The following is a 22,302-nucleotide window of genomic DNA, read 5'->3' as shown; positions in this document are numbered from 1 at the left end:
ACCATCGTTGCTTATTATTTTGGAAACTATGTAATAACATAACGTTTGTCAATAAAATGTTATATTATTACATAGTTTTGAGGACTGAAAATTTTAGTGGGAAGATCGTGGAAAATTAAAAATAATAATTGAATTCACCTTGACGAAAGAGAGAGAGTATATACTATATATAGTATCAAAATGATTGGTGATTCTAAATAAGCACAAGAGAGGGTGTTAGTGTGTTTCGTTTGGTATCTAAGTTATTTCCATTATTGTAAAGAGTTTACTGGCCAAAGGCATAGCAGTATTTTTACTGAAGGATCTCTTTTGGAAGGATTTCCTTTCGTTTTTGTAATTGATTTTTGCCGTAAAAGAGCAAACAGAGCTCTTGAAAAACGGTAGTTTAGAACGTGAGTTTTTTAGACAGCAGGAGGGAATTGTTTGCCAAGCAAAAGATTGTTTATAACTAGGGGGCTTTGCCATTTAAGTTGTAGAATAATCGCTTATTCTCATCATAGTCTTTGACGTTATTTGATGAGGAATTTTGTTATGTTCAGGAAGTTGCGTACTATTTGAAAATAACCACATGTTTTGCGTACAATTTCTGTTTTTTTGTTATTCTTGAGTACCTATAAAATTATTAGATTAACCGTGTAGGGTTGATTGTTTGGAATTGTGAAAGTTGAAGAAAATGTCGATCACTATTTATAGTAAACCATCTTGTGTCCAATGTGATGCTACACGCCGCGCTTTTGATGCAAAAGGCATTCATTATCGTGTTGTTGATATTTCTTGTGATGAACAAGCATACAGTTTTGTTCAATCTCTGGGGTATCGTCAGGTTCCTGTCGTTGTTTGTGGTGAAAATCATTGGTCTGGTTTTAGACCAGATATGATTAGTGGTCTTTGTGCTTAATGGGGCTTATTGTTTATTATTCGAGTGCAACGGGTAATACAGAACATTTTGTCTCGCAACTTGGTCAACGACTCTTCAAAATTGATAAAAGAAAGCCTTCTGCATTGGTTGGTGAACCTTATGTACTGGTTGTTCCTACATATGCAGATGGTGAGGGAAGAGGGGCAGTGCCGAAAGCTGTTATCCATTTTCTTAATGAAGCTGAGAATCGAAAATTAATTCGTGGTGTCATTGGTGGTGGGAATCGTAATTTTGGTTGCTATTATAATTTAGCAAGTAAAATCATTGCTGAAAAATGTTGTGTACCTTGCCTTTATCGTTTTGAGCTGCGTGGAACTGATGAAGACGTTATTTATGTAAAAAAGGGATTGGAAAGATTTTGGAAACAATTGGTATAGGACAATCGCAGAAACCGGATCAGATTACTGATTATCATGCGCTGAATGCAATGCTTAATCTTTATGATGAAAATGGTCATATTCAATTTGATATGGATCGGCTTGCCGCACGGCAGTATTTCCTTCAGCATGTTAATCAAAATACAGTTTTTTTTCATAACCTGAAGGAAAAAATAGATTACTTAATAGAAGAAGGTTATTATGAAAAAGCTTTATTTGAGCTTTATGATTTTTCTTTTATAAAAAAACTTTTTAAACGTGCTTATGCATTTAAGTTTCGTTTTCCTACCTTTTTAGGCGCATTTAAGTATTATACCAGCTATACACTGAAGACTTTTGATGGGAAACGTTATCTTGAACGTTATGAAGATCGCGTCTGTCTTGTAGCTTTATATTTGGCACAAGGGAATAAAGCTCTTGCTGAAAATTTTGTGGATGAAATTATTACAGGACGTTTTCAACCGGCAACCCCGACATTTTTAAATGCTGGGAAAAAACAACGTGGTGAATTGGTTTCGTGTTTTTTGCTACGTGTTGAAGATAATATGGAATCGATAGGTCGTGCGGTTAATTCGGCTTTGCAGCTTTCAAAACGTGGTGGAGGTGTGGCGCTTTGTTTAACCAATTTGCGGGAAGCTGGGGCACCAATTAAGCAAATAGAAAATCAGTCCTCAGGTGTCTTACCGGTGATGAAACTCTTAGAAGATTCTTTTTCTTACGCCAATCAGCTTGGGGCACGGCAGGGGGCTGGGGCTGTTTATTTGCATGCCCATCATTTAGATATTATGAAGTTTTTGGATACAAAGCGTGAAAATGCTGATGAAAAAGTTAGAATCAAAACGCTTTCCCTTGGTGTCGTCATTCCTGATATTACTTTTGAGCTTGCACGGAATAATGAGGATATGTACCTCTTCTCGTCTTATGATATCGAGCGTGTGACAGGTAAGCCCTTTAGCGATATTTCTTTAACGGAGCATTATCGTTCTTTTGTTGATAATGCAAAAATTCGTAAAAAGAAAATAAGTGCACGCGTTTTTTTTCAGACATTAGCGGAAATTCAATTTGAGTCGGGTTATCCCTATATTTTATTTGAGGATACTGCTAATCGATCGAATCCGATAGCTGGGCGCATAAGTATGAGCAATTTATGTTCAGAAATTTTGCAGGTGAGTGAGGCGAGTGAACTGGAGACAGATTTAACTTATCGCACGATTGGAAGTGATATATCTTGTAATCTTGGATCCATGAATATTGCCAAAGCAATGGAAAGTCCTGATTTCGGACAGACCGTGGAATCTGCTGTTCGTGCTCTTACTGCGGTTTCAGATATGAGCAATATTGCCTGTGTGCCTTCCATTGCGAAAGGCAATGCTGAAAGTCATGCGATTGGTTTGGGACAAATGAATTTGCATGGGTTTCTAGCACGTGAGCAAATCTATTATGGGTCTCCAGAAGCGATTGATTTTACTAATATCTATTTTTATATTGTGACATATCACGCTATACGGGCTTCCAATTTGATTGCACGTGAACGTCAAGAAATGTTTGCAGGGTTTGAAAAATCAGCTTATGCAGATGGATGTTTTTTCGAAAAATATATTGAAAAAGAATGGAAACCACAATTTGCGCTTGTGCAAGAGCTTTTTGCACGGAACAATATTGTTATCCCAGATCAAAAGGATTGGCAGGAACTCAAAAAATTAGTTATTGAGTATGGGCTTTATAACCGCAATTTGCAGGCAGTTCCACCTACGGGATCTATTTCCTATATTAATCATGCTACTTCTTCTATTCATCCAATTGCTTCAAAAATTGAAATTCGCAAAGAGGGAAAAATTGGGCGGGTTTATTATCCCGCTCCTTATATGGATAATACGAATTTGAATTTTTACCAAGATGCTTATGAGATTGGTCCTGAAAAAATTATAGATACCTATGCTGCTGCAACACAGCATGTTGATCAAGGTCTTTCATTAACATTATTTTTTCCTGATACCGCTACCACACGTGATATTAACCGCGCACAAATTTATGCCTGGAAAAAGGGTATAAAGAGTATTTACTATGTACGATTACGGCAAGTAGCATTAAGTGGAACAGAAGTTGATGGCTGTGTTTCGTGTAGTTTATAGGAGATCATCATATGACAAAGATTACAACCAAAAATCCTGTTGTGTGCGCTGTTAATTGGAATAGATTACATGATGAGAAAGATCTTGAAGTATGGAACCGCTTAACTGGGAATTTTTGGTTACCTGAGAAGGTACCACTTTCCAATGATATTCCTTCATGGTCAAGCTTAACGGATGAAGAACGTAAACTCACAATTCGTGTTTTTACAGGATTAACGCTTCTAGATACAATTCAAAACACCGTAGGAGCCATTTCGCTTCTGGCTGATGCGATAACAGAGCATGAGGAGGCAGTTTTGACGAATATTGCCTTCATGGAAGCGGTTCATGCACGTTCTTATTCCTCTATTTTTTCAACCCTTTGTTCGACGGTAGAAGTTGATGATGCGTTTAGATGGTCAGAAGAAAATATTCATTTGCAGAAAAAGGCTAGATTAGTACTTGAGCGTTATGAAGCAAATGATCCACTGAAGAAAAAAATTGCTTCGACTTTGCTGGAAAGCTTTTTATTTTATTCTGGTTTTTATTTGCCCATGTATTGGGCCAGTCGCGCTAAGTTGACCAATACAGCAGATCTCATTCGATTAATCATTCGTGATGAAGCAGTCCATGGTTATTATATAGGTTATAAATTCCAATTGGGCTTTGCAAAGCTTGATGAAGCCAAAAGACAAGAAATTAAAGATTTTGCTTTTAACCTGCTCTTTGACCTTTATAACATCGAATGCAAATATACTGAAGATCTTTATGATGCGCTTGGATTAACAGAAGATGTTAAAATTTTTCTTCATTATAATGCTAATAAGGCTTTAATGAATTTAGGTTTTGAAGCTCTTTTCCCCCCTGAGGTTTGTCGTGTTAATCCTGCTATTTTGGCAGCGTTATCACCAAACTCTGATGAAAACCATGACTTTTTTTCAGGGGCAGGTTCTTCTTATGTCATTGGCAAGGCAGTTGCTACCACGGATGATGATTGGGAATTTTAATGTTTGCATGCAAATAGAAGTGCGCGGGGTATTCCACTCAGATCTTTGCGCATTTCTAAACATTGAAAACCATTTTTTTCAAACAAATTACAGACTTCATTTTCTTGAGAGAAACCAATTTCAACAGCGACATAGCCGTTTTCTTTTAAGTAGTCGGCTGCTTCATGGGCGAGTTTTCGATAAAAATCAAGTCCATCTTCCCCTCCTATCAGAGCGCGCAATGGGTCATGTAAGCGCACTTCTTTTGCAAGTTTTTTGATATCTTTTGCGGGAATATAAGGTGGATTGGAAACAATGAAATCAAAGGGACCTGTGACAGAATCAAACCAATCGCTAAGAAGAGGTGTGAAGCGGTGTTCTACTTCAGCATTTTTTGCATTTTTTTTCGCTGTATTAAGGGCATCTTCAGAAATATCGACCGCCACCGCATAGGATTGGGGAATTTGTTTAAGGAGTGCAATGGCAATGGCACCACTTCCTGTCCCCATATCAAGGAATGTTGTTTTTCTCGAATTTTCGACCTGTTTTTTGAGAAAAGGGAGAACAAGATCGATGAGCGTTTCTGTATCCTGACGGGGTTCTAACGTCTCTTGAGACAATGCGAAAGATATGCCATAAAATTCTCGTGCTCCTATAATACGGTAGACGGGTTCGCCTGCAATACGCCGTTGTACAGCCTGTTCTATTTGTATAATATGCTCAGAAGACAGATGCATATCTGGTTTAGAAATTCGTTCAGCAGCATTTATTCCTGTTATCCATTCAACAAGTATTTTCGCATCGAGATCGGCTTCCAAAATTCCTTTCGTACGCAATTTTTCTCGCGTTTGTTGGATGACGTTCTTGAAAGAATATTTGCTCAATTATTATCCATTTCCATCAGCTGGGTTGTTTGATAATCTGAGATGAGAGCATGAAGAAGCTCATCAAGATCTCCCTCTAGAATGCGATCAAGCTTATACAAGGTTAGATTAATACGGTGATCCGTGACGCGTCCTTGTGGAAAATTATAGGTACGAATACGTTCTGAACGATCGCCAGAACCAACTTGGCTTTTACGAGAAGCTGAACGTTCACTTTCCGCTTTTTGTCGTTCGATATCGAATAAGCGTGCTCGTAAAATTTGAAGGGCTCGCGCTCGGTTTTGATGTTGTGATTTTTCTGCTTGTACGACCATAATTCCTGTTGGAATATGCGTGATACGAACAGCTGAATCTGTTGTATTAACATGCTGTCCTCCTGCTCCAGATGCACGCATTGTGTCAATACGAATATCCTCAGGACGAATATCAATATCAATTTCTTCAGCCTCTGGAAGCACAGCAACGGTAGAAGCAGATGTATGGATACGTCCACCTGTCTCTGTTTCAGGGATGCGTTGCACACGATGAACCCCTGATTCATATTTCAATTTAGAAAAGACACCTTTTCCTGAGATGGTAGCAATAATCTCTTTATATCCGCCAACTTCCCCCTCACTGAGTGAAATAACTTCTACTTTCCAATTGTGAGCATGGGCATAACGTTCATACATGCGGAAAAGATCACCGGAAAAAAGTGCTGCTTCTGATCCACCCGTTCCTGCTCGAATTTCAACAATAGCGTTTTTTTCATCAGCAACATTTTTAGGCAAAAGCAAAATCTGGAGTTCTTTTTCAAATTGCTCTACTTTTTTATATAACGATGGTAGCTCTTCTTGGGCAAGATTACGCATCTCTATATCTGTTTGTTTATCGTTGATAATCGTTTCTAATTCTGTAATCTCTCTGTAAAGAGCATTTAATGCGCGTATAGAGGCAATAACAGGTTGTAGTTCTGCATATTCAGAAGCTAATTTGACATATGTTTCAGCATTTGGATTAGTCGTCATTTGGCTTTCAATTATTTCAAAGCGCTTTTCAAGCTGTCTCATACGATCTTGTGGCAAAGAAACCATGATAATATTAGCCTAATTTTTCATAATACAATTTTTATAATATTTTGTTGCAATGATTTTTTGTTATAATATTGGCAATGAATTACCGTATAGCATCATACAAAAAGGGGTGATAAAGCAATTCTTTTTTTTTGCCAATGAAAACTATTATATTTTAAAGGTAAATTTTTATAAAATTTGATTTGCCTGAGGTGTTTTATCTCATAATATATGGTCAATTTTTTAAGAGTTTTTTTTTCCGTAAAGTTCAAGGCGGTGATGAATAATATCATAACCAAGAGATTTTGCAATTTCCTCTTGCAGCTTTTCAATAACATCAGAATGAAATTCGATAACTTGTCCTGTTTCTATATCAATGAGATGATCATGATGTTGCCCATCTGCTTGCTCAAAACGAGATGGACCACCGCTAAAGCTATGGCGATGAATTGTTCCATTTCCTTCTAATATTTTCATGGTTCGATAAACAGTTGAGAGTGAAATATTCGAATCTATTTTGTTTGCACGCTGAAAAATTTCAAATGCATTGGGATGGTCATTTGTATCAGTCAAAATATCAAGAATAACTCGTCGTTGACGTGTTACTCTTAAACCAGCTGTGCGCAATTCTTGCTCATAATTTCGCTTTTTATTCATTTTCATAGTTTGCTTTTCAAACAAAGGCTCCATGACAGTGTTTGTATTTTTTCTCTGAACCGCAAGGACAACGCTCATTACGTCCAACTTTTCCCCATGTCGTTATATCGTTAGGGTCACGATCTTGTGGATTAACAAATCTATTTTCTTGTGATCGTGCCCATAAAGTGGGAGCATTTTCTTGACTTTGATCATTAAAGACAGAAGAAGAAGCATCAGTTTGCTCAGGCATGGTCGGTTCTGTTGGTTGTTGAATGATTTCAAAGCGCATAAGCTTAGAAGTGACAATTCGGCGCAAATTTTTCAACATACTTTGAAAGAGTTCAAATGATTCTGTCTTATATTCATTGAGTGGATCTCGCTGCGCATAACCACGAAAACCAACAACAGAACGTAAATGGTCTAAACTTACCAGATGTTCACGCCATAACGTGTCAATAGTTTCGAGCAATACTGCTTTGTGAAAATAAGCCATAACTTCTGGGGAATAGCGCTCAGTACGCTCATTTTCAAGTTTTGTAACAGCATCTGATACACGCTCTAAAATTTGCTCCTCGGCAATTCCATCTTCTTTTGCCCATTCTTCCACTGGAAGCTCAAGATTAAAGAGTTGTCGAAGCTCTTCTTCGAGAGTTTTTACATCCCATTTTTCAGAATATGTCCCTGATGGGATATAAGCCTCTACGAGATCCTCTACGACTTCATTGCGCATTTCAAGGATCATTTCTGACAAATCATCTGCGTTCATGACCTCCATACGCTGTTCAAAAATAACCTTGCGTTGATCATTCATGACATCATCATATTTTAGCAGATTTTTACGAATTTCAAAGTTTCGTGCTTCGACCTTTTTTTGTGCTTTTTCAAGGGCTTTATTAATCCATGGATGGATAATAGCTTCATTTTCTTTCAATCCAAGTTTTTGCAGCATACTATCCATACGGTTGGAGCCAAAGATACGCATAAGATCATCTTGAAGAGAGAGAAAGAATTTTGAGCGACCCGGATCGCCTTGGCGACCAGAGCGTCCACGAAGCTGGTTATCAATACGACGGCTTTCATGACGTTCAGTAGCGATAACGTAAAGCCCTCCAGCCGCTAAAGCTTTGTCTTTAAGCTTCTGAACATCTTTTTTTATTTCTTCAATTTTAGCTGTCCGCTCTGGACCTTCGGGGATATCCTGTAACTCTTGTCGGATGCGCATTTCAACGTTACCACCAAGCTGTATATCCGTACCGCGTCCTGCCATGTTGGTTGCGATGGTGAGAGCTCTAGGAACTCCTGCTTGCGCAATGATGTATGCTTCTTGTTCGTGATAGCGAGCATTTAAGACTCTAAAATCGGTAATGCCTTCTTTTCGCAAACGCTCTGCCAATTGTTCTGACTTCTCAATAGAGGTTGTTCCAACAAGAATAGGCTGTTCTTTTTCGTGTGCTTGACGGATATCACGCACAATCGCCCGATATTTCTCTTCTGCTGTTCGATAAATCTCATCATCTTCATCAATACGTTGTATTGGCAAATTTGTAGGGACTTCAACAACGTCAAGACCATAAATATTTCTGAATTCTTCGGCTTCTGTTGTTGCAGTTCCAGTCATGCCAGATAATTTTCTATACATACGGAAATAATTTTGGAAAGTGATGGAAGCAAGTGTCTGGTTTTCTGGTTGAATAGCAACATGCTCTTTAGCTTCTAACGCTTGATGAAGTCCTTCAGAATAACGCCGCCCAGGCATCATTCGCCCTGTAAATTCGTCAATGATAACGATTTCATCATTGCGAACAATGTAATCTTTATCGCGAGCAAACAGTTTATGAGCTTTTAGAGCATTATTGACATGATGAACGATAGCGACATTTTCTATGTCATAAAGACTTTCACCTTTAAGATGCCCAGCTTGTTCGAGCATTTTTTCAATTTTTTCAGTACCAACTTCGGTAAAGGTCGTTGTTTTTTGTTTTTCGTCTATTTCATAGTCTTCTGGAGTTAAGGCAGGAATAAATGTATCAATAAGGTTATAGAAGTCAGTACGATCTTCTAGAGGACCAGAAATAATAAGGGGTGTACGGGCTTCATCAATAAGAATCGAATCAACTTCATCAACAATTGCGTAATGATGTCCACGTTGGACCATTTGACTATGATCGAAGGCCATATTATCACGCAAATAATCAAAACCTAGTTCATTATTTGTGGCATAGGTGATGTCGCATGCATAGGCCTCTCGGCGGGCATCACTATCAAGATCATGAAGAATCACGCCTGTTGTAAGCCCTAGAAAACTAAAAATTTTTCCCATGGTTTCAGCATCACGACTGGCGAGATAATCGTTTACTGTCACAACATGAACGCCTTTACCTTCCAGTGCATTGAGATAAATTGGCAGAGTTGCCATTAATGTTTTACCTTCACCAGTACGCATTTCAGCTATACCACAGTCGTGAAGGACCATTCCACCAATAAGTTGTACGTCAAAAGGACGCATGTCATAAACACGTTTTGCAGCTTCACGAACAGTTGCGAAAGCTTCTGGTAAGAGCAAATCAACACTTTCACCTTCACTAAGACGTTTACGAAAGGCATCTGTTTTTTGGCAAAGCTGCTCATCACTTAATTTTACGAATTGTTCTTCCAAAGCATTAATTTGTGCAACTTTTTGGCGGAGTGCTTTGAGACGTCGCTCATGAGCTGAACCAAAAAACTTACGGGCAAAAACACCTAAACTGACCATCTCTGGCCCTTTCTTTTAATTGTTGTCACTCTTGTTGGGTAATTCATACGCTCTCCCCATACTCTACATTTTCTTCAAGTTATCTAATATCATTAGAGATATCATGAAATCACGAAATGCAGATGGTATCATTATACTTGCTGGTGTGCAATTTTTTCACGTTAATTGTAAAGTAGAGATAAGAGGCTAAGCGCCTTATGTCAACTTTAGGTATGCTATTTAACTGGTACAATACAAAGTAATTTAAGATACAATACGTCATTTTTTTCTATTATTATGTTTTTCATCTGCATTAGATAGGATTGGAGAGACTGAGATAAAAGGACAATTTTATGCTTTTTTAAAATAAATTACTAATTTATTTCTCTATGTTTAAAGATTAAAGTGTTATGGTAAAGAAAATTGGAATCTTGAACCTGCCTTCATTTTTAAGGAGTATATTTATGAAATTTAACTTTATTACGCTTTTTTTAGCATCAACTTTATTGGCAAGTACAAGTTTAGGGGTGAGAGCCCAAGAAGGTTTGAATTCATCGTCGAATGATTTAAAGACTTTGGAGAAAGCTTCTGAAAAAGCCGTTTCTCCTTCTCATGTTATGGCGGTCATTGATGGAAAAAATATTACAGCAGGCCAATTGGATGATTTAGCGCTTGAAATAAATCCTAATTTAGCACGTTTCCCTGATGAGCAACGCCGTATGATGGTTCTAAAAGCTTATTTAGATATGCAGGCACTTGCAAAAGCAGCAAGAAGCAAAGGTCTTGATAAGACAGAAGCTTACGATAAGCGTATGGCAGTCATGCGTGACAATGTTCTTCAACAGCTTTATTTTAAACAGGCAATTGTTGACAAAATATCGGATACTGATTTGGAAGCCCTTTATAAGCAAGAAGTTGCTGCTTTACCTAAAGAGGATGAGGTTAAAGCGCGTCATATTTTGGTCAAAACGAGAAAAGAAGCAGAAGCTATCATTAAGCATTTAAATAAAGGCGAAAATTTTGAAGAGATTGCAAAGAAAAGTTCAACAGATGGTTCTGCTGCCGTTGGGGGTGATCTTGGTTATTTTAGCCATGGTCAAATGGTCAAGCCTTTTGAAGATGCTGCATTTGGTTTGAAAATTGGCGAATACACTAAACAACCCGTTGAAAGTCCTTTTGGTTGGCATATTATTAAATTAGAAGATCGTCGTGTAAAACAACCGCCTGCATTTGATGATGTTAAAGAGATGTTGCGTACACAGCTTATAAAAAAGCGCTATCAAGAACTGATTGTTGATTTGCGTAGCAAGATAGATGTGAAATATCCTGATCCTAATGTTGCAAAAATCATGGAGTCACTTCATCAAAATGGAACGCTACTTCCCGATGAGACATCTGATGAAGAAGATACGGAATAGCTAGGAAAAATAAGTGGATAGCCTCTTTAATAGATAATTTGTTAGGTTAGGTTTGTTCAAAAAGCCTAGCAGTTTTCTATGAGAGGTTATTGATCTGCAGTCATTTCATTTGTTTTTATAGAAAGCATATTGTGGTTTTAAAAATCTCTCCTTTGGCGCCTCAAAAGATCCAGGCGCTTTCTCCCTTATCTGGTGTACGGATAGCGACAGCTGAAGCTGGGATTAAATACAAAGATCGTACAGATCTTCTTTTCATCATATTCGATAAGCCAGTGAGTGTGGCCGGTGTTTTTACTCGTTCAAAATGTCCATCTGCCCCTGTAGAGCATTGTCGTGCATCGCTTCCTCATGGGGTTGCGAGGGGTGTTGTTGTGAATTCTGGAAATGCAAATGCTTTTACAGGAAGCAAAGGAAAGCACACAACCAATGCAATCATCTGTGCAGCAGCGAACGCTTTAAAGGTTAGAGAAGATGAAATTTTTATAGCCTCTACGGGTGTTATTGGTGAGCCAATGGATGCATCGGGTATTGTCAATCTTTTACCAAGTATGGTAGAGACAGCAGAAGAGGGAAATTGGTTGGAGGCTGCAAAAGCCATAATGACAACGGACACATTTCCAAAACTTGCGACGCGCACTTTTGACTGTGGGGGAGAGTGTGTTACCATTAATGGAATTGCAAAAGGTGCTGGTATGATTGCACCCGATATGGCGACGATGCTATCGTTTGTGGTTAGTGATGCTGCTATTTCTTCGGATGCACTCCAATCTATGTTATCAGAGGCAGTTGAGGGGTCTTTTAATTCAATTACTGTTGATAGTGATACCTCAACTTCAGATACGCTTATGTTGTTTGCGACAGGAAAAGAACATTTTCCATGTCTTACAAGTAAATCTGATCCGCGTTATGGGGTTTTTGTGAAACAATTGAGTGCACTTCTACATGAACTTGCACTACAAATTGTTTGCGATGGTGAAGGTGCTCGTCATTTAATTGAGGTTAATGTGATGGGCGCTACAACAAACAATGCAGCGAAAACGATTGCTTTATCAATTGCAAATTCACCGCTTGTAAAAACAGCTATTGCTGGTGAAGATGCGAATTGGGGGCGGGTCGTTATGGCAGTTGGGAAGGCTGGTGTTGAAGTCGATCGTGATCTATTGACGATTTGGTTTGGTGAGCATCGTGTGGCTGTAAATGGCGTACGAGATCCTGAATATTGTGAAGAGGCAATAGGGACTTATATGCAAGGTAAACACATCACAATTCGTGTTGATATCGGTTTGGGTAAGGGCACGGCGACGGTTTGGTCTTGCGATTTAACAAAAGAGTACGTTATGATCAATAGCGATTACAGAAGTTAATGGATGCACTTTATATTTAACAGCTTATTATTTTTCAGAGAAAATAGGGTATGTGAGCTCTTTTAGGAGCAGAGGGGATATGATAGAAAAGACAGTTATCTTTATGTTCCCTATTGGGGAGTGATATGTGTATAAAAAGTTCCATTCTTCTTGTTGTTTCATGCGCATTGTTCGATCAGAATAATCGTGTTTTGCTTACACAGCGTCCTGCAGGAAAATCACTGGCTGGTTTATGGGAGTTTCCTGGTGGCAAGGTTGAGCAAGGTGAAACTCCGGAAGAATCATTGATTCGTGAACTAGAGGAAGAGCTTGGTATTTATGTTCAACCAAATAATTTACACCCTTTAACATTTGCAAGTCATAGCTATAAAACATTTCATCTCTTAATGCCATTGTATCTTTGTGACCATTATGAGGGCGTTGCGCAAGGGCGGGAAGGGCAAAACTTAGAATGGGTTTTTATTGGTTATCTTGATAAATATCCGATGCCTGATGCTGATAAACCATTGGTTCAGGTATTGAAAAATCATCTTCTTTAATGTGTTATAAGTAGGAAATATTGTTTAAATAAAATTCAAGATATTGATTTGAAATGATAATTTATAATTTTTATGTTGAATGGAAAAGCCTAAAGTCGTAAATTTTTTTTCATTTCAAATGTGTTTTATGTTAAATTAATCAAGACCATTCTTTTGCACGTTCCAAGCGGGGAAAGTTATGTGGATAAAAATTATTTAAGAAAGAAATAAAATACGTGCTGAAAGAACGCTTTCTAATAGTCAAGGGGCATCGTAACATTGAGAATTGGCAAAGTGTGTAATGATGTCTTTGCACGATTCATAAGCATAAAGATAATGGTAGGTAATGTATGTTATACTTTCCACGCGTATCATTGTGAGATAGGTTTGGATGCACTGAGAGATATCAGGAGTATTTATTTCATGAGATATCGATAATAGGAAAAATTTCAAAAAATGCTTTGTGTTTGCTGTTAGAGATTGTTTTACATGATCAAAGGTTCAATCATCATTGTAATACATGATTATATAATAACATATTGTTTTATAATTATAAATTTCCTTTTATTTTTCTTGATGCTATACGATTTGTCAATCAAAAAAATGTTCAATAACGTGCGAATAAAAGAGTGGTATGTAATTTAAACAACAATTTTAAAACAAATAAAACATACGGTTAATGAATTATTAAATATAAAAGAAAAACATGAACAGAAGGCTTCTTCAGGGAATTATATATTATACATTCTATGGTATGAGAGATGAAGAAAAAAGCTACCTAAGTAAGTATATAAAAGAGAAATATATTATTTTTTATATTAAAAAAACATAAAACTGAATGGAAAAGAAATGATAAAGCTGCGTAATAATTTCTATTTCTATTTTTTTTTGAAAAGAATACGCTTATTTCTCTATTGGTTTGTAATAAAGGTATTTGAAACAGTGAAATATGATAATATCAAGAATTCTGATTCAAATTATGTAATACGATTTATGATTGCTATATGATATTTTAGAATGTTATTGAGTAAGCCGGTTGAAGAGTTTTCTCAGTATTTAAAGGTAGGCGAATATTAATAAAGATTTCTAAATGAATATGAACTTTACGAGAAAAGATCAAAAAATGTCGCTTTTGATTGAGAGAGGTACGTTCTTTACGTAATATAGAACGGCATTGTGTTGCATATTCATGAGCTTATTTAAAAGAGGCATCTCGAAACGCTCCAAAGTCCATTTCGTGCCGGTACTAGTGAATAGTATAACGTTAAAGCCCCCATGGAAATAATGTAAAATCTATTGAGAGCCCTGTCTTTACGCTTATGAAGGAGTAAGCCGGTCGCAATGTTACGATAGTTCTTGGCATTTGAGAGCATTCAGATGGGATATTTTTTTTCGTAATCATTTTTACTTATACATCAATTCCGTTTGTGATGAACAAGCAAGAAAATTTGATTGCTTCAACATAAAAACAGATTTGAAATGAGAGAATTTTAAGATATTTAGAATGCTTGACACAGAATGAATAATGGATAATTATCCTTATAAATCAATTTATTATATAACAAAAATATTCAATTAATTATTTTTTATAGGAGGCATGTATTAAGTTTCTTGAATTGGACGGCGTTTTGCGATGGGATATTGATTTTTTTTAGCGATACGGGTAATTGCTTCTTCCAAGGGCTCGATCATAACGTCCATAGAAAAACCATTTGCGTGAATAATATTTGCGTGATCAACCATAATAGCAACATGATCTTTCCAAAAAATTAAATCGCCTCGTTGAAGTTTATCAGTATCTGTAAGAGGACTGCCTATAGTTTCTTGCTGCATATCTGTGTCACGTAAAACTATTTGATCGGTCATCATCATAGAGAGCTGAATGAGTCCCGAACAATCAATTCCAAAACCGCTGACACCACCCCAAAGATAAGGTGTACGGATAAAGGTTTCTGCAACTGTGACATAATCTTCATATACACGTCCAATGGGGCTGAGATGGCTCGTAATAATTGCTGTTCCATTTTCAAGAATAGAATACATTGTGTCACGGACTTCAATTTCATCAACAACACTGACTTTGCTTCCCATAGATAACGGAGACACTATTGGTCCACGTAAGTCGGCGTGTAAATATTTAAATGTACGTGGTACTGAAACTACATGCGTTTGTTTTACAGTTGATGTACAAAGGGCTGTTGTATCAATATAACCAACATAACCATCTTTGAGTGATTGCCCCCACGACATCGTTTCGCCTTCTTCAAAAATGAGAAGTTCTTCTCCCAATAAGCATTCTGTTTGTCTTTCACTTTTTTTGCTACTTTCTTTAAAAAGTCCAGCAATCGCTGTATTAACACGTCTTTTTTCACCTTGAACAAAGCGCTGAGCTATAACTTCTGTTTCAAGGCGTTGGTCCGCTAGATCATCTCTGAATGCGTAAAGCCTTGGGTCTTTAGAGATCATCTTTTTTCTTTTCATTTTGTTACTTCTTACCTTTTAACCAAACTTATGAAAATTGTATTAGTAAGGTTTTTATTATCAAATAAAACTAAGAACACCGTTTCAGACGATAGCAATTGTTCTTTAAGCTGCAAAATTGTTTATCTTTGTGGATATTGTGTGTCAAACTTCATTTTTAAAAATATTATAAAGGGCACGAATAGTTTGTGCTGATCCACCAATAGGATATCCTGGTTTTTCTTTTGGAACCCATCCATAAAGGTCAAAATGTGCAAAATGTTCAGCTTTTTCAACAAAAGAATTAAGAAATAAAGCAGCCGTTATAGAGCCAGCAAAGCTATTTCCAGTTACATTGTTAAGATCAGCAATTGGTGATGATAACATCTCTTGATAAGGTTTCCAAAGGGGCATTTGCCAAAGAGGATCAAAAACAGTGTGAGCAGATTCAGAAATTTTTTGTGCCCATATTGAATCATTACAATAAAATGCGGGAAGATCTGGTCCTAATGCTATACGCGCTGCCCCTGTTAAAGTAGCCATACAAAGCATGAATTGTGGACTTTCTTCATCACCATAGGCGAGCGCATCGGCAAGGACAAGTCGCCCTTCAGCATCTGTATTACCTACTTCAACACTTAAGCCTTTACGACTTTTGAGAATATCACTTGGTCGGTAAGCATTGGCAGAAATTGCATTTTCTACAGCTGGAATCAAAACACGTAGACGGAAAGGCAATTTGGCATCCATGATAAGCTTAGCTAATCCCAAAACGTTTGCTCCACCCCCCATGTCTTTTTTCATAAGCAACATGTTATTGGCTGATTTAATATCGAGTCCTCCCGTATCAAAAGTTACTCCTTTGCCTACCAACGTTATTTTAGGATGATGTTCTTGCCCCCAATGTAATTCAATCAGTCGTGGTGAAGTACTGCCTGCTCGTCCTACGGCATGAATCATTGGAAAGTTATGGGTTAAGAGAGCATCTCCACAAATACTTTGGACATGAGCACCATAAGTTTTTCCTAGTTTTCGTGCTTCTTTTTCGAGAGCATCAGGGGTCATATCATTGGCTGGAATATTGATGAGATCACGGACGAAAAAGACAGCTTCATAAATTCGTTGGAGTTCATTAAGATCAACGGCCTCATTGACATGGATGGATAATGATTTGAAAGAAGAATTTTGACGATAGCGATTAAATTGATAGCTACCGAATGCTAATCCAAGATAAGCATTTATTTCATCAGAGGTTGTACCTTCTAAATGCCATTGACCAGCAGGAAGTTTTTGAGCAAGCAGTCCTGTAATAAAGGGATCGTTACCATTGCCAACTCCAAATAAAACTTTTTTTAAATGCCCAGTTTCATGAGGAACAAAGAGTATTTGTCCTGCTTTACCAGTAAAGTCATTAACTTTTATCCATGCTGTTGTTGACGCATCAAGTGATAGGTTGGCAAGAGTTCTTTGGTTTACCAAGATGATAGGGCAACTGTTATCGATACGCGTTGAGGTAAAATGAACGTGATAGTGCTGCATAGTTATGAGTTCCTTATAGTCGTCTAAGTGCGACATACTCGACCAAATGATTTTTTCCTTTTCGTAGAATGAGATTGGATCGTGGTCGTGTTGGCAATATATTTTCTTGTAAATTTTTTAAATTGATTGTTTGCCAAAGATCCTCAGCGATTTTTGAGGCTTCTTTTTCACTGAGCAGAGCATAACGATGAAAATAGGATTCAGGATTTTGAAAAGCTGTTTTACGCAAACGTTTAAAGCGCTCCAAATACCAGTGACGAATGACTTCTGTTTCAGCATCGACATAGATTGAAAAATCAAAAAAATCTGATACGAAAGGAATAGCTTTCCCATCTTTAGGAAGATCACTGACCTGTAATACATTAATACCTTCAATAATTAAAATATCAGGACGATCAATGGTAATTGTCTGATTTTCTAGAACATCATAGGTCATATGTGAGTAAAGCGGTGCACGAACATTTCCGATACCTGCTTTTATAGCCGAAAGAAAGCACAGCAATTTTTTAATGTCATAGGAATCAGGAAATCCTTTACGATTCATACGATTTTTTTGCTGTAAGATTGTGTTAGGGTAGAGAAAACCATCCGTTGTGATCAGATCAACTTTAAGGCTGGATGTCCATCTTTTCAATAGTTCTTGAAGAATGCGAGCTGTGGTTGATTTTCCTACTGCTACAGAACCAGCAATTCCAATAATAAAGGGCGTTTTTCTACTCTCTTCTTGATGGAGAAACTGCTGACGTTTGTGAAAAAGTTCCTGTACTGCTTCAACATGGCATGATAACAGACGCGATAAAGAAAGATAAATCCGTTGGACTTCTTTAAGATCGATAGGATCATCAATAGAGCGTAAACGCTTAATTTCATCAAAAGTCAAAGTAAGAGGTGTGTCTGCACGAAACTCTGACCATTCTTGTGCAGTAAAAACACGATAGGGCGAATATCGGTCAGAAACGGATTTAACCAGATTATCTTCCTGATTAATTTTTTGTATAGTCGTATCAATCATTTGTATTGGTCGAGAATTTTTTGCCGCAGCAATCGATTAAAAGTAGACAGATGAGCGGCTTGATTTTCAAATAAGTTTTGTTTTGCATGCTCTCTTCTTTAAGATAATAGATCATTTTTCATTAACTTATAGTCCAGTCATTCCAGTCCGCACGGATTTGTGCTAATGAGTGCCCTTGTGCTAAAAAAGCCCATAAAAGTAGACGCGCTTTTACGGCTGACAAATAACCAGACATGAGAGCACCGGAAGCAATCATATCGATTTCTGAGCCTTTATAGCCATAAGTTATACGAGTTGTTGATCCATTACAACAACGACTAGCAATAATGATTGGTATTTTTTGTGCATATTGTTGTACAAGGTCTGCTTCTTGAAAACTACAGTGTCCTGCACCAAAACCAGCAATAACAACTCCAGCATAATACCCACTTTCGAGGCATAGTTTCATTAATTGTGCACCAGATGATAAAGAGGAATAGAGGAGTGCAATTTGATGATCGTGGTTTTGGGGAAGATCAAACGTTGTCGGAAAAAGTTTTTGATCATTGAAATAAATAAGTTTTCCCTCTAAAATAGTTCCTAAAATACCTGCAAGACCTGATTGAAATGTTTCGACTTTGACGGTATGGCTTTTATAGAGCCAATAAGGTGAATGAATTGCATCATTTATAACAACGAGAACGCCCCTGTTACGACTTTGTGTGGCTGCTGCGACACGAGTGGCTGCTAAAATGTTAGCGGGGCCGTCCGCACCTGCTTCATGAGGCATGCGCATAGCGCCGGTTATGATGAGTGGTTCAGCTTCCTTCCAATAAAGAGAAAGAAAAAAAGCTGTTTCTTCTAGAGTATCAGTCCCTTGTGTTAAAACAATACCTTCTGCACCAGCTTTTATTTGTTGTTTTGCCCACTCGATTATTTCAAAAAGAATTTGAAACGATAAAGATCCACTTGGTATTTGCGTTAATGTTTGTGCATGAATATCAGCAACGTTATTTAAATCAGGAACACTTTTTATGAGGTTATCTGAAGTTAAAGTCGGTTGCATGTGACCAAAACGATCAGCAGTCATTGCAATTGTTCCACCTAAGGTTCCTATGGCTATTTTTTTCATAATTTTCCTCTAAAAGGCACAAACTGTTTATATAAAGCTATTTAGCAGTAATTTACATTGACAACAATGATATCATTTTTCCATTTTCAACAAATTGAGTTATGCTGAATCATTGTGTTTTGTTGTATATGTTCTTAAATAGGACAATAGTAATTGAGTTTTACATTGTATGAAAAGAAATCAATATTAAAAAGTAAAGTTAATATTAAGGAGTTTCCTTATGACAGAACATAAGCCAGACATAATGTATGGTACAACAATTATTACGGTACGAAAAGGTGGCAAAGTCGTGATGGCCGGTGATGGTCAGGTCTCTCTTGGACAGACAATTATGAAAGGCAATGCACGTAAAGTGCGTCGTCTTGGAAAGAACGGAGTGGTTATTGCTGGTTTTGCAGGTGCTACGGCAGATGCTTTCACATTACTGGAAAGATTGGAAACAAAGCTTGAGCAGTATCCTGATCAGCTTATGCGTGCATGTGTCGAACTTGCAAAAGATTGGCGAACAGATCGCTATTTGCGTCGTCTCGAAGCAATGATGCTCGTGGCTGATAAGAAAGTAACTTTGGCTCTAACAGGGCTTGGTGATGTTTTAGAACCAGAAGATGGGGTTATGGCAATTGGCTCTGGAGGAAATTTTGCTCTTTCAGCAGCACGTGCACTTATGGATTTAGATTTGGATGCAGAAACTATTGCTCGTAAAGCTATGGCTATTGCCGCTAAAATTTGTGTTTACACCAATGATCATTTTACGATTGAAACATTGGATACAGAATTATCTTCTTTAGAGAAAGCTATTTAAATGTGTGTTGTATTTTCCCCTCGTGAGACTGTTTCTGAACTTGATCGTTTTATTATTGGCCAAAATGATGCCAAACGCTCTGTAGCTATTGCACTGCGCAATCGGTGGCGTAGACAACAACTTGATGAGCCGATGCGTGAAGAAGTTATGCCAAAAAATATTTTAATGATAGGGCCAACAGGTGTTGGTAAAACTGGTATTGCACGTCGCTTAGCAAAACTTTCTGGAGCACCCTTCGTTAAAGTAGAAGCGACTAAATTTACTGAAGTTGGTTATGTGGGACGTGATGTTGAGCAAATTATTCGAGACCTTGTTGAAATTTCTATTTCTCTTGTGCGTGAAAAGAAACGGGATGAAATAAAAGAAAAGGCTCACGTGAATGCTGAAGAGCGCGTTTTAGACTCCCTTGTTGGTAAAACAGCCAGCCCCGCTACCCGTGATAGTTTTCGCAAAAAATTGCGTGAAGGTGAATTGGATGAGAAAGAGATTGAAATTGAAGTCGCCGATAATAATAGCAATAGTGCTTCAACCTTTGATATTCCTGGGATGCCTGGGGCACAAATGGGTATTATGAATTTATCAGATATTTTGGGCAAAATGGGCAGTCGTACAAAAGTCCGTAAGACAACAGTAAGGGATGCTTTTAAGCCGCTCATTGATGATGAATCTGAAAAACTCCTTGATCAGGAGCAAATTATTCAAGAAGCGCTTCGTGTTGCTGAAAATGACGGTATTGTTTTTATCGACGAGATTGATAAAATTGCAACTAGGGATGGTGGAGTTGGTGCTGCGGTTTCGCGTGAGGGCGTTCAACGTGATCTTTTGCCTTTGGTTGAAGGAACAACGGTTAGTACGAAATATGGGCAAATCAAAACAGATCATATTCTTTTTATTGCCTCAGGTGCATTTCATGTTTCTAAGCCATCTGATTTATTACCGGAACTTCAAGGACGTTTGCCCATCCGTGTGGAGCTCAACCCTTTAACAAGAGAAGATTTACGGCGCATTCTAACAGAACCAGAAGCTAGTTTGATTAAGCAATATATTGCTCTTATGGCAACAGAAGAGGTTCATTTGGAAATTACTGATGATGCAATTGATGCTTTAGCAGATATTGCTGTAGATTTAAATGCAAGGATTGAAAATATAGGGGCACGTCGTTTGCAAACAGTGATGGAGCGCGTTTTGGATGAAATTTCTTTCACGGCACCTGATAAAGCTGGAACATCGTTTACAATTGATGCCGATTATGTGAGAAAATCTATTGGCGAGCTTGCTGCTGATATCGATCTTTCACGTTTTATTCTTTGAAAGTTATCGCTTGTTTTCTTTATCTACGCGCTTCAATAATTTTGAAACCATGGGCTTGTTCATGTATCAACACTGTGCGGAAAATGTTTTTTAATAATGTTTCATAAGGCAGGTGGCGGTTTGCAACAAAAAGCAGACGTCCGCCTGGTTTTAAGCACTTTGCAGCATTTATAATAAAATTTTTTCCTAATGAAACATCTGTCGTTTGTTGTGTGTGAAACGGTGGATTTGAAATGATTGTGTCATACAGATTTGTGATAGGTTCATGCACAAGGTCATGCCAATAAAAATGAATTGAAAAAGGAGCTGTTATGGATTTCAGGTGCTGTTTTGCTGCTGTCAAAGCGTTGTAGTCTGCTTCATAAAGGTCGAGAGTGGTGAGTTTTTCACTTCTTTCAAGTGCAACGTGAGAAAGATAGCCCCATCCAGCACCAAAATCAGCCGTTTTTCCAGAAATAACTTTGAGCATATAAGAAGCAAGCGCAGCAGATCCTGGATCAATACGTCCGTGTGAGAACATACCAGAAGTGGTTTGAAATTTACCAAAATTGAGCGGTGGTGAGCGTAATTGCGCAATGTTATGTCTCTCAATTTGTTGAGGAACTTGCAACCAAAATACAAGACCATGATTTTTAGATAATTTATTGGTGATGGGCACAATTGTTTTGACCCATTTCATCATTGAAGCAGCACCAGCAGTTTTATTCCCACTGATTACAATCCATCCATTGGGTTTAACGCATTCTAATAAATCAAGAAAACAATTTTGGTTAAAACCACGATATTTGCTCAAATGTAAAAATGCACCATCATAGCTGAAGGTTTTGTCTATTTGAGGAGAGCAGTGAAATTGAGTATCGACAAATTTTAAAAAATCTGGTCGCCAAGGCGTAATAACTTTTAAATTTTGTGCCCATTCTGGAGCGGGAATTTCTGTTAAACCGAAACTTAGCCAACATTGGTTTGGATCAGGATACGGGAGTTCATGATTTTCAAAAGGCAAAAATAATAACACATATGACTCTTTCAAAGAAAAATGCCACTCCAATGTTGGGATGGCATTTCATG

The 22,302-nt window shown here is 37.6% G+C and carries 18 protein-coding genes; 9 read left to right on the top strand and 9 right to left on the bottom strand.

Going from position 1 to position 22,302, the window contains the following annotated elements; translation table 11 throughout:
• The first annotated feature begins 673 nt into the window (after window positions 1–673).
• The 4 genes from nrdH to nrdF are packed head-to-tail and all read left to right on the top strand — an operon-like array spanning window position 674 to window position 4,414.
• Window positions 674–898, top strand: a complete 225-nt coding sequence (gene nrdH, locus ACFIK6_RS02515; RefSeq protein WP_005774163.1) for a glutaredoxin-like protein NrdH — start codon at window positions 674–676, stop codon at window positions 896–898.
• Window positions 898–1,296 (top strand): class Ib ribonucleoside-diphosphate reductase assembly flavoprotein NrdI, encoded by a 399-nt coding sequence (gene nrdI, locus ACFIK6_RS02510; RefSeq protein ID WP_375636005.1) that lies wholly within the window; start codon window positions 898–900, stop codon window positions 1,294–1,296. The genes nrdH and nrdI overlap by 1 nt, the downstream gene beginning before the upstream one ends.
• Window positions 1,278–3,428 (top strand): class 1b ribonucleoside-diphosphate reductase subunit alpha, encoded by a 2,151-nt coding sequence (gene nrdE / locus ACFIK6_RS02505; RefSeq protein ID WP_375641640.1) that lies wholly within the window; start codon window positions 1,278–1,280, stop codon window positions 3,426–3,428. The genes nrdI and nrdE overlap by 19 nt, the downstream gene beginning before the upstream one ends.
• Window positions 3,429–3,439: 11 nt before the next feature.
• Complete coding sequence (nrdF, locus tag ACFIK6_RS02500) at window positions 3,440–4,414, top strand: class 1b ribonucleoside-diphosphate reductase subunit beta (RefSeq protein WP_273722534.1); 975 nt, start codon at window positions 3,440–3,442, stop codon at window positions 4,412–4,414.
• On the opposite strand, the gene prmC is transcribed toward nrdF, so the two are convergent.
• The 4 genes from prmC to secA form a co-directional block, all read right to left on the bottom strand.
• Window positions 4,411–5,277, bottom strand: a complete 867-nt coding sequence (prmC, locus tag ACFIK6_RS02495; RefSeq protein WP_375677325.1) for a peptide chain release factor N(5)-glutamine methyltransferase — start codon at window positions 5,275–5,277, stop codon at window positions 4,411–4,413. The genes nrdF and prmC overlap by 4 nt on opposite strands.
• Window positions 5,274–6,350, bottom strand: a complete 1,077-nt coding sequence (gene prfA / locus ACFIK6_RS02490) for a peptide chain release factor 1 (protein WP_375641638.1) — start codon at window positions 6,348–6,350, stop codon at window positions 5,274–5,276. Before prfA ends, prmC begins: the two co-directional genes overlap by 4 nt.
• A 222-nt stretch (window positions 6,351–6,572) precedes the next feature.
• Window positions 6,573–7,064: a Fur family transcriptional regulator gene (locus ACFIK6_RS02485; RefSeq protein WP_375641637.1), complete on the bottom strand. Its 492-nt coding sequence runs from the start codon at window positions 7,062–7,064 to the stop codon at window positions 6,573–6,575.
• On the bottom strand, window positions 7,003–9,720 hold the full coding sequence (gene secA, locus ACFIK6_RS02480; RefSeq protein ID WP_375641636.1) for a preprotein translocase subunit SecA: 2,718 nt from the start codon (window positions 9,718–9,720) through the stop codon (window positions 7,003–7,005). Before secA ends, ACFIK6_RS02485 begins: the two co-directional genes overlap by 62 nt.
• Before the next feature lie 443 nt (window positions 9,721–10,163).
• Between secA and ACFIK6_RS02475 the strand changes: the two genes are divergently transcribed.
• The 3 genes from ACFIK6_RS02475 (at window position 10,164) to mutT (ending at window position 13,020) form a co-directional block, all read left to right on the top strand.
• A complete protein-coding gene (locus tag ACFIK6_RS02475) occupies window positions 10,164–11,117 on the top strand; it encodes a peptidylprolyl isomerase (RefSeq protein WP_375641635.1) in 954 nt (317 codons plus the stop codon).
• Between the two features lie 131 nt (window positions 11,118–11,248).
• Window positions 11,249–12,481 carry a bifunctional glutamate N-acetyltransferase/amino-acid acetyltransferase ArgJ gene (argJ, locus tag ACFIK6_RS02470; protein WP_375641634.1) on the top strand — a complete coding sequence of 411 codons (1,233 nt, stop codon included), beginning with the start codon at window positions 11,249–11,251 and terminating at the stop codon, window positions 12,479–12,481.
• Window positions 12,482–12,606: 125 nt separating this feature from the next.
• The gene (mutT, locus tag ACFIK6_RS02465) at window positions 12,607–13,020 is read left to right on the top strand and encodes an 8-oxo-dGTP diphosphatase MutT (protein WP_375641633.1); all 414 of its coding nucleotides are present in this window, start codon (window positions 12,607–12,609) and stop codon (window positions 13,018–13,020) included.
• Window positions 13,021–14,601: 1,581 nt separating this feature from the next.
• On the opposite strand, the gene ACFIK6_RS02460 is transcribed toward mutT, so the two are convergent.
• The 4 genes from ACFIK6_RS02460 to ACFIK6_RS02445 form a co-directional block, all read right to left on the bottom strand.
• Window positions 14,602–15,465 (bottom strand): NlpC/P60 family protein, encoded by an 864-nt coding sequence (locus ACFIK6_RS02460; protein ID WP_375641632.1) that lies wholly within the window; start codon window positions 15,463–15,465, stop codon window positions 14,602–14,604.
• A gap of 159 nt (window positions 15,466–15,624) precedes the next feature.
• Window positions 15,625–16,998 carry a M17 family metallopeptidase gene (locus tag ACFIK6_RS02455; protein WP_375641631.1) on the bottom strand — a complete coding sequence of 458 codons (1,374 nt, stop codon included), beginning with the start codon at window positions 16,996–16,998 and terminating at the stop codon, window positions 15,625–15,627.
• A 13-nt stretch (window positions 16,999–17,011) separates the two neighbouring features.
• Window positions 17,012–18,010 (bottom strand): type I pantothenate kinase, encoded by a 999-nt coding sequence (coaA, locus tag ACFIK6_RS02450; protein ID WP_273722543.1) that lies wholly within the window; start codon window positions 18,008–18,010, stop codon window positions 17,012–17,014.
• Window positions 18,011–18,131: 121 nt separating this feature from the next.
• Window positions 18,132–19,121, bottom strand: coding sequence for an asparaginase (locus ACFIK6_RS02445; RefSeq protein WP_375641629.1), 990 nt, complete (start codon window positions 19,119–19,121; stop codon window positions 18,132–18,134).
• Window positions 19,122–19,341: 220 nt separating this feature from the next.
• On the opposite strand from ACFIK6_RS02445, the gene hslV reads away from it, so the two are divergent.
• Together hslV and hslU are read left to right on the top strand one after the other, a co-directional pair.
• Window positions 19,342–19,923, top strand: a complete 582-nt coding sequence (gene hslV, locus ACFIK6_RS02440; protein ID WP_375641628.1) for an ATP-dependent protease subunit HslV — start codon at window positions 19,342–19,344, stop codon at window positions 19,921–19,923.
• Complete coding sequence (gene hslU / locus ACFIK6_RS02435; RefSeq protein ID WP_375641627.1) at window positions 19,924–21,234, top strand: ATP-dependent protease ATPase subunit HslU; 1,311 nt, start codon at window positions 19,924–19,926, stop codon at window positions 21,232–21,234. It begins immediately after the preceding gene.
• A gap of 19 nt (window positions 21,235–21,253) precedes the next feature.
• Here hslU and ACFIK6_RS02430 read toward each other — a convergent pair whose 3' ends face one another.
• Complete coding sequence (locus ACFIK6_RS02430; RefSeq protein WP_375641626.1) at window positions 21,254–22,249, bottom strand: class I SAM-dependent methyltransferase; 996 nt, start codon at window positions 22,247–22,249, stop codon at window positions 21,254–21,256.
• Between the last annotated feature and the right edge of the window lie 53 nt (window positions 22,250–22,302).

It is taken from the genome of Bartonella sp. AS69XJJH, from assembly GCF_042195585.1.
In the GTDB taxonomy this organism is placed as follows: domain Bacteria; phylum Pseudomonadota; class Alphaproteobacteria; order Rhizobiales; family Rhizobiaceae; genus Bartonella.
Note: the sequence above shows the minus strand (reverse complement) of the source record. Positions and strands in the feature narration are given on the sequence as shown.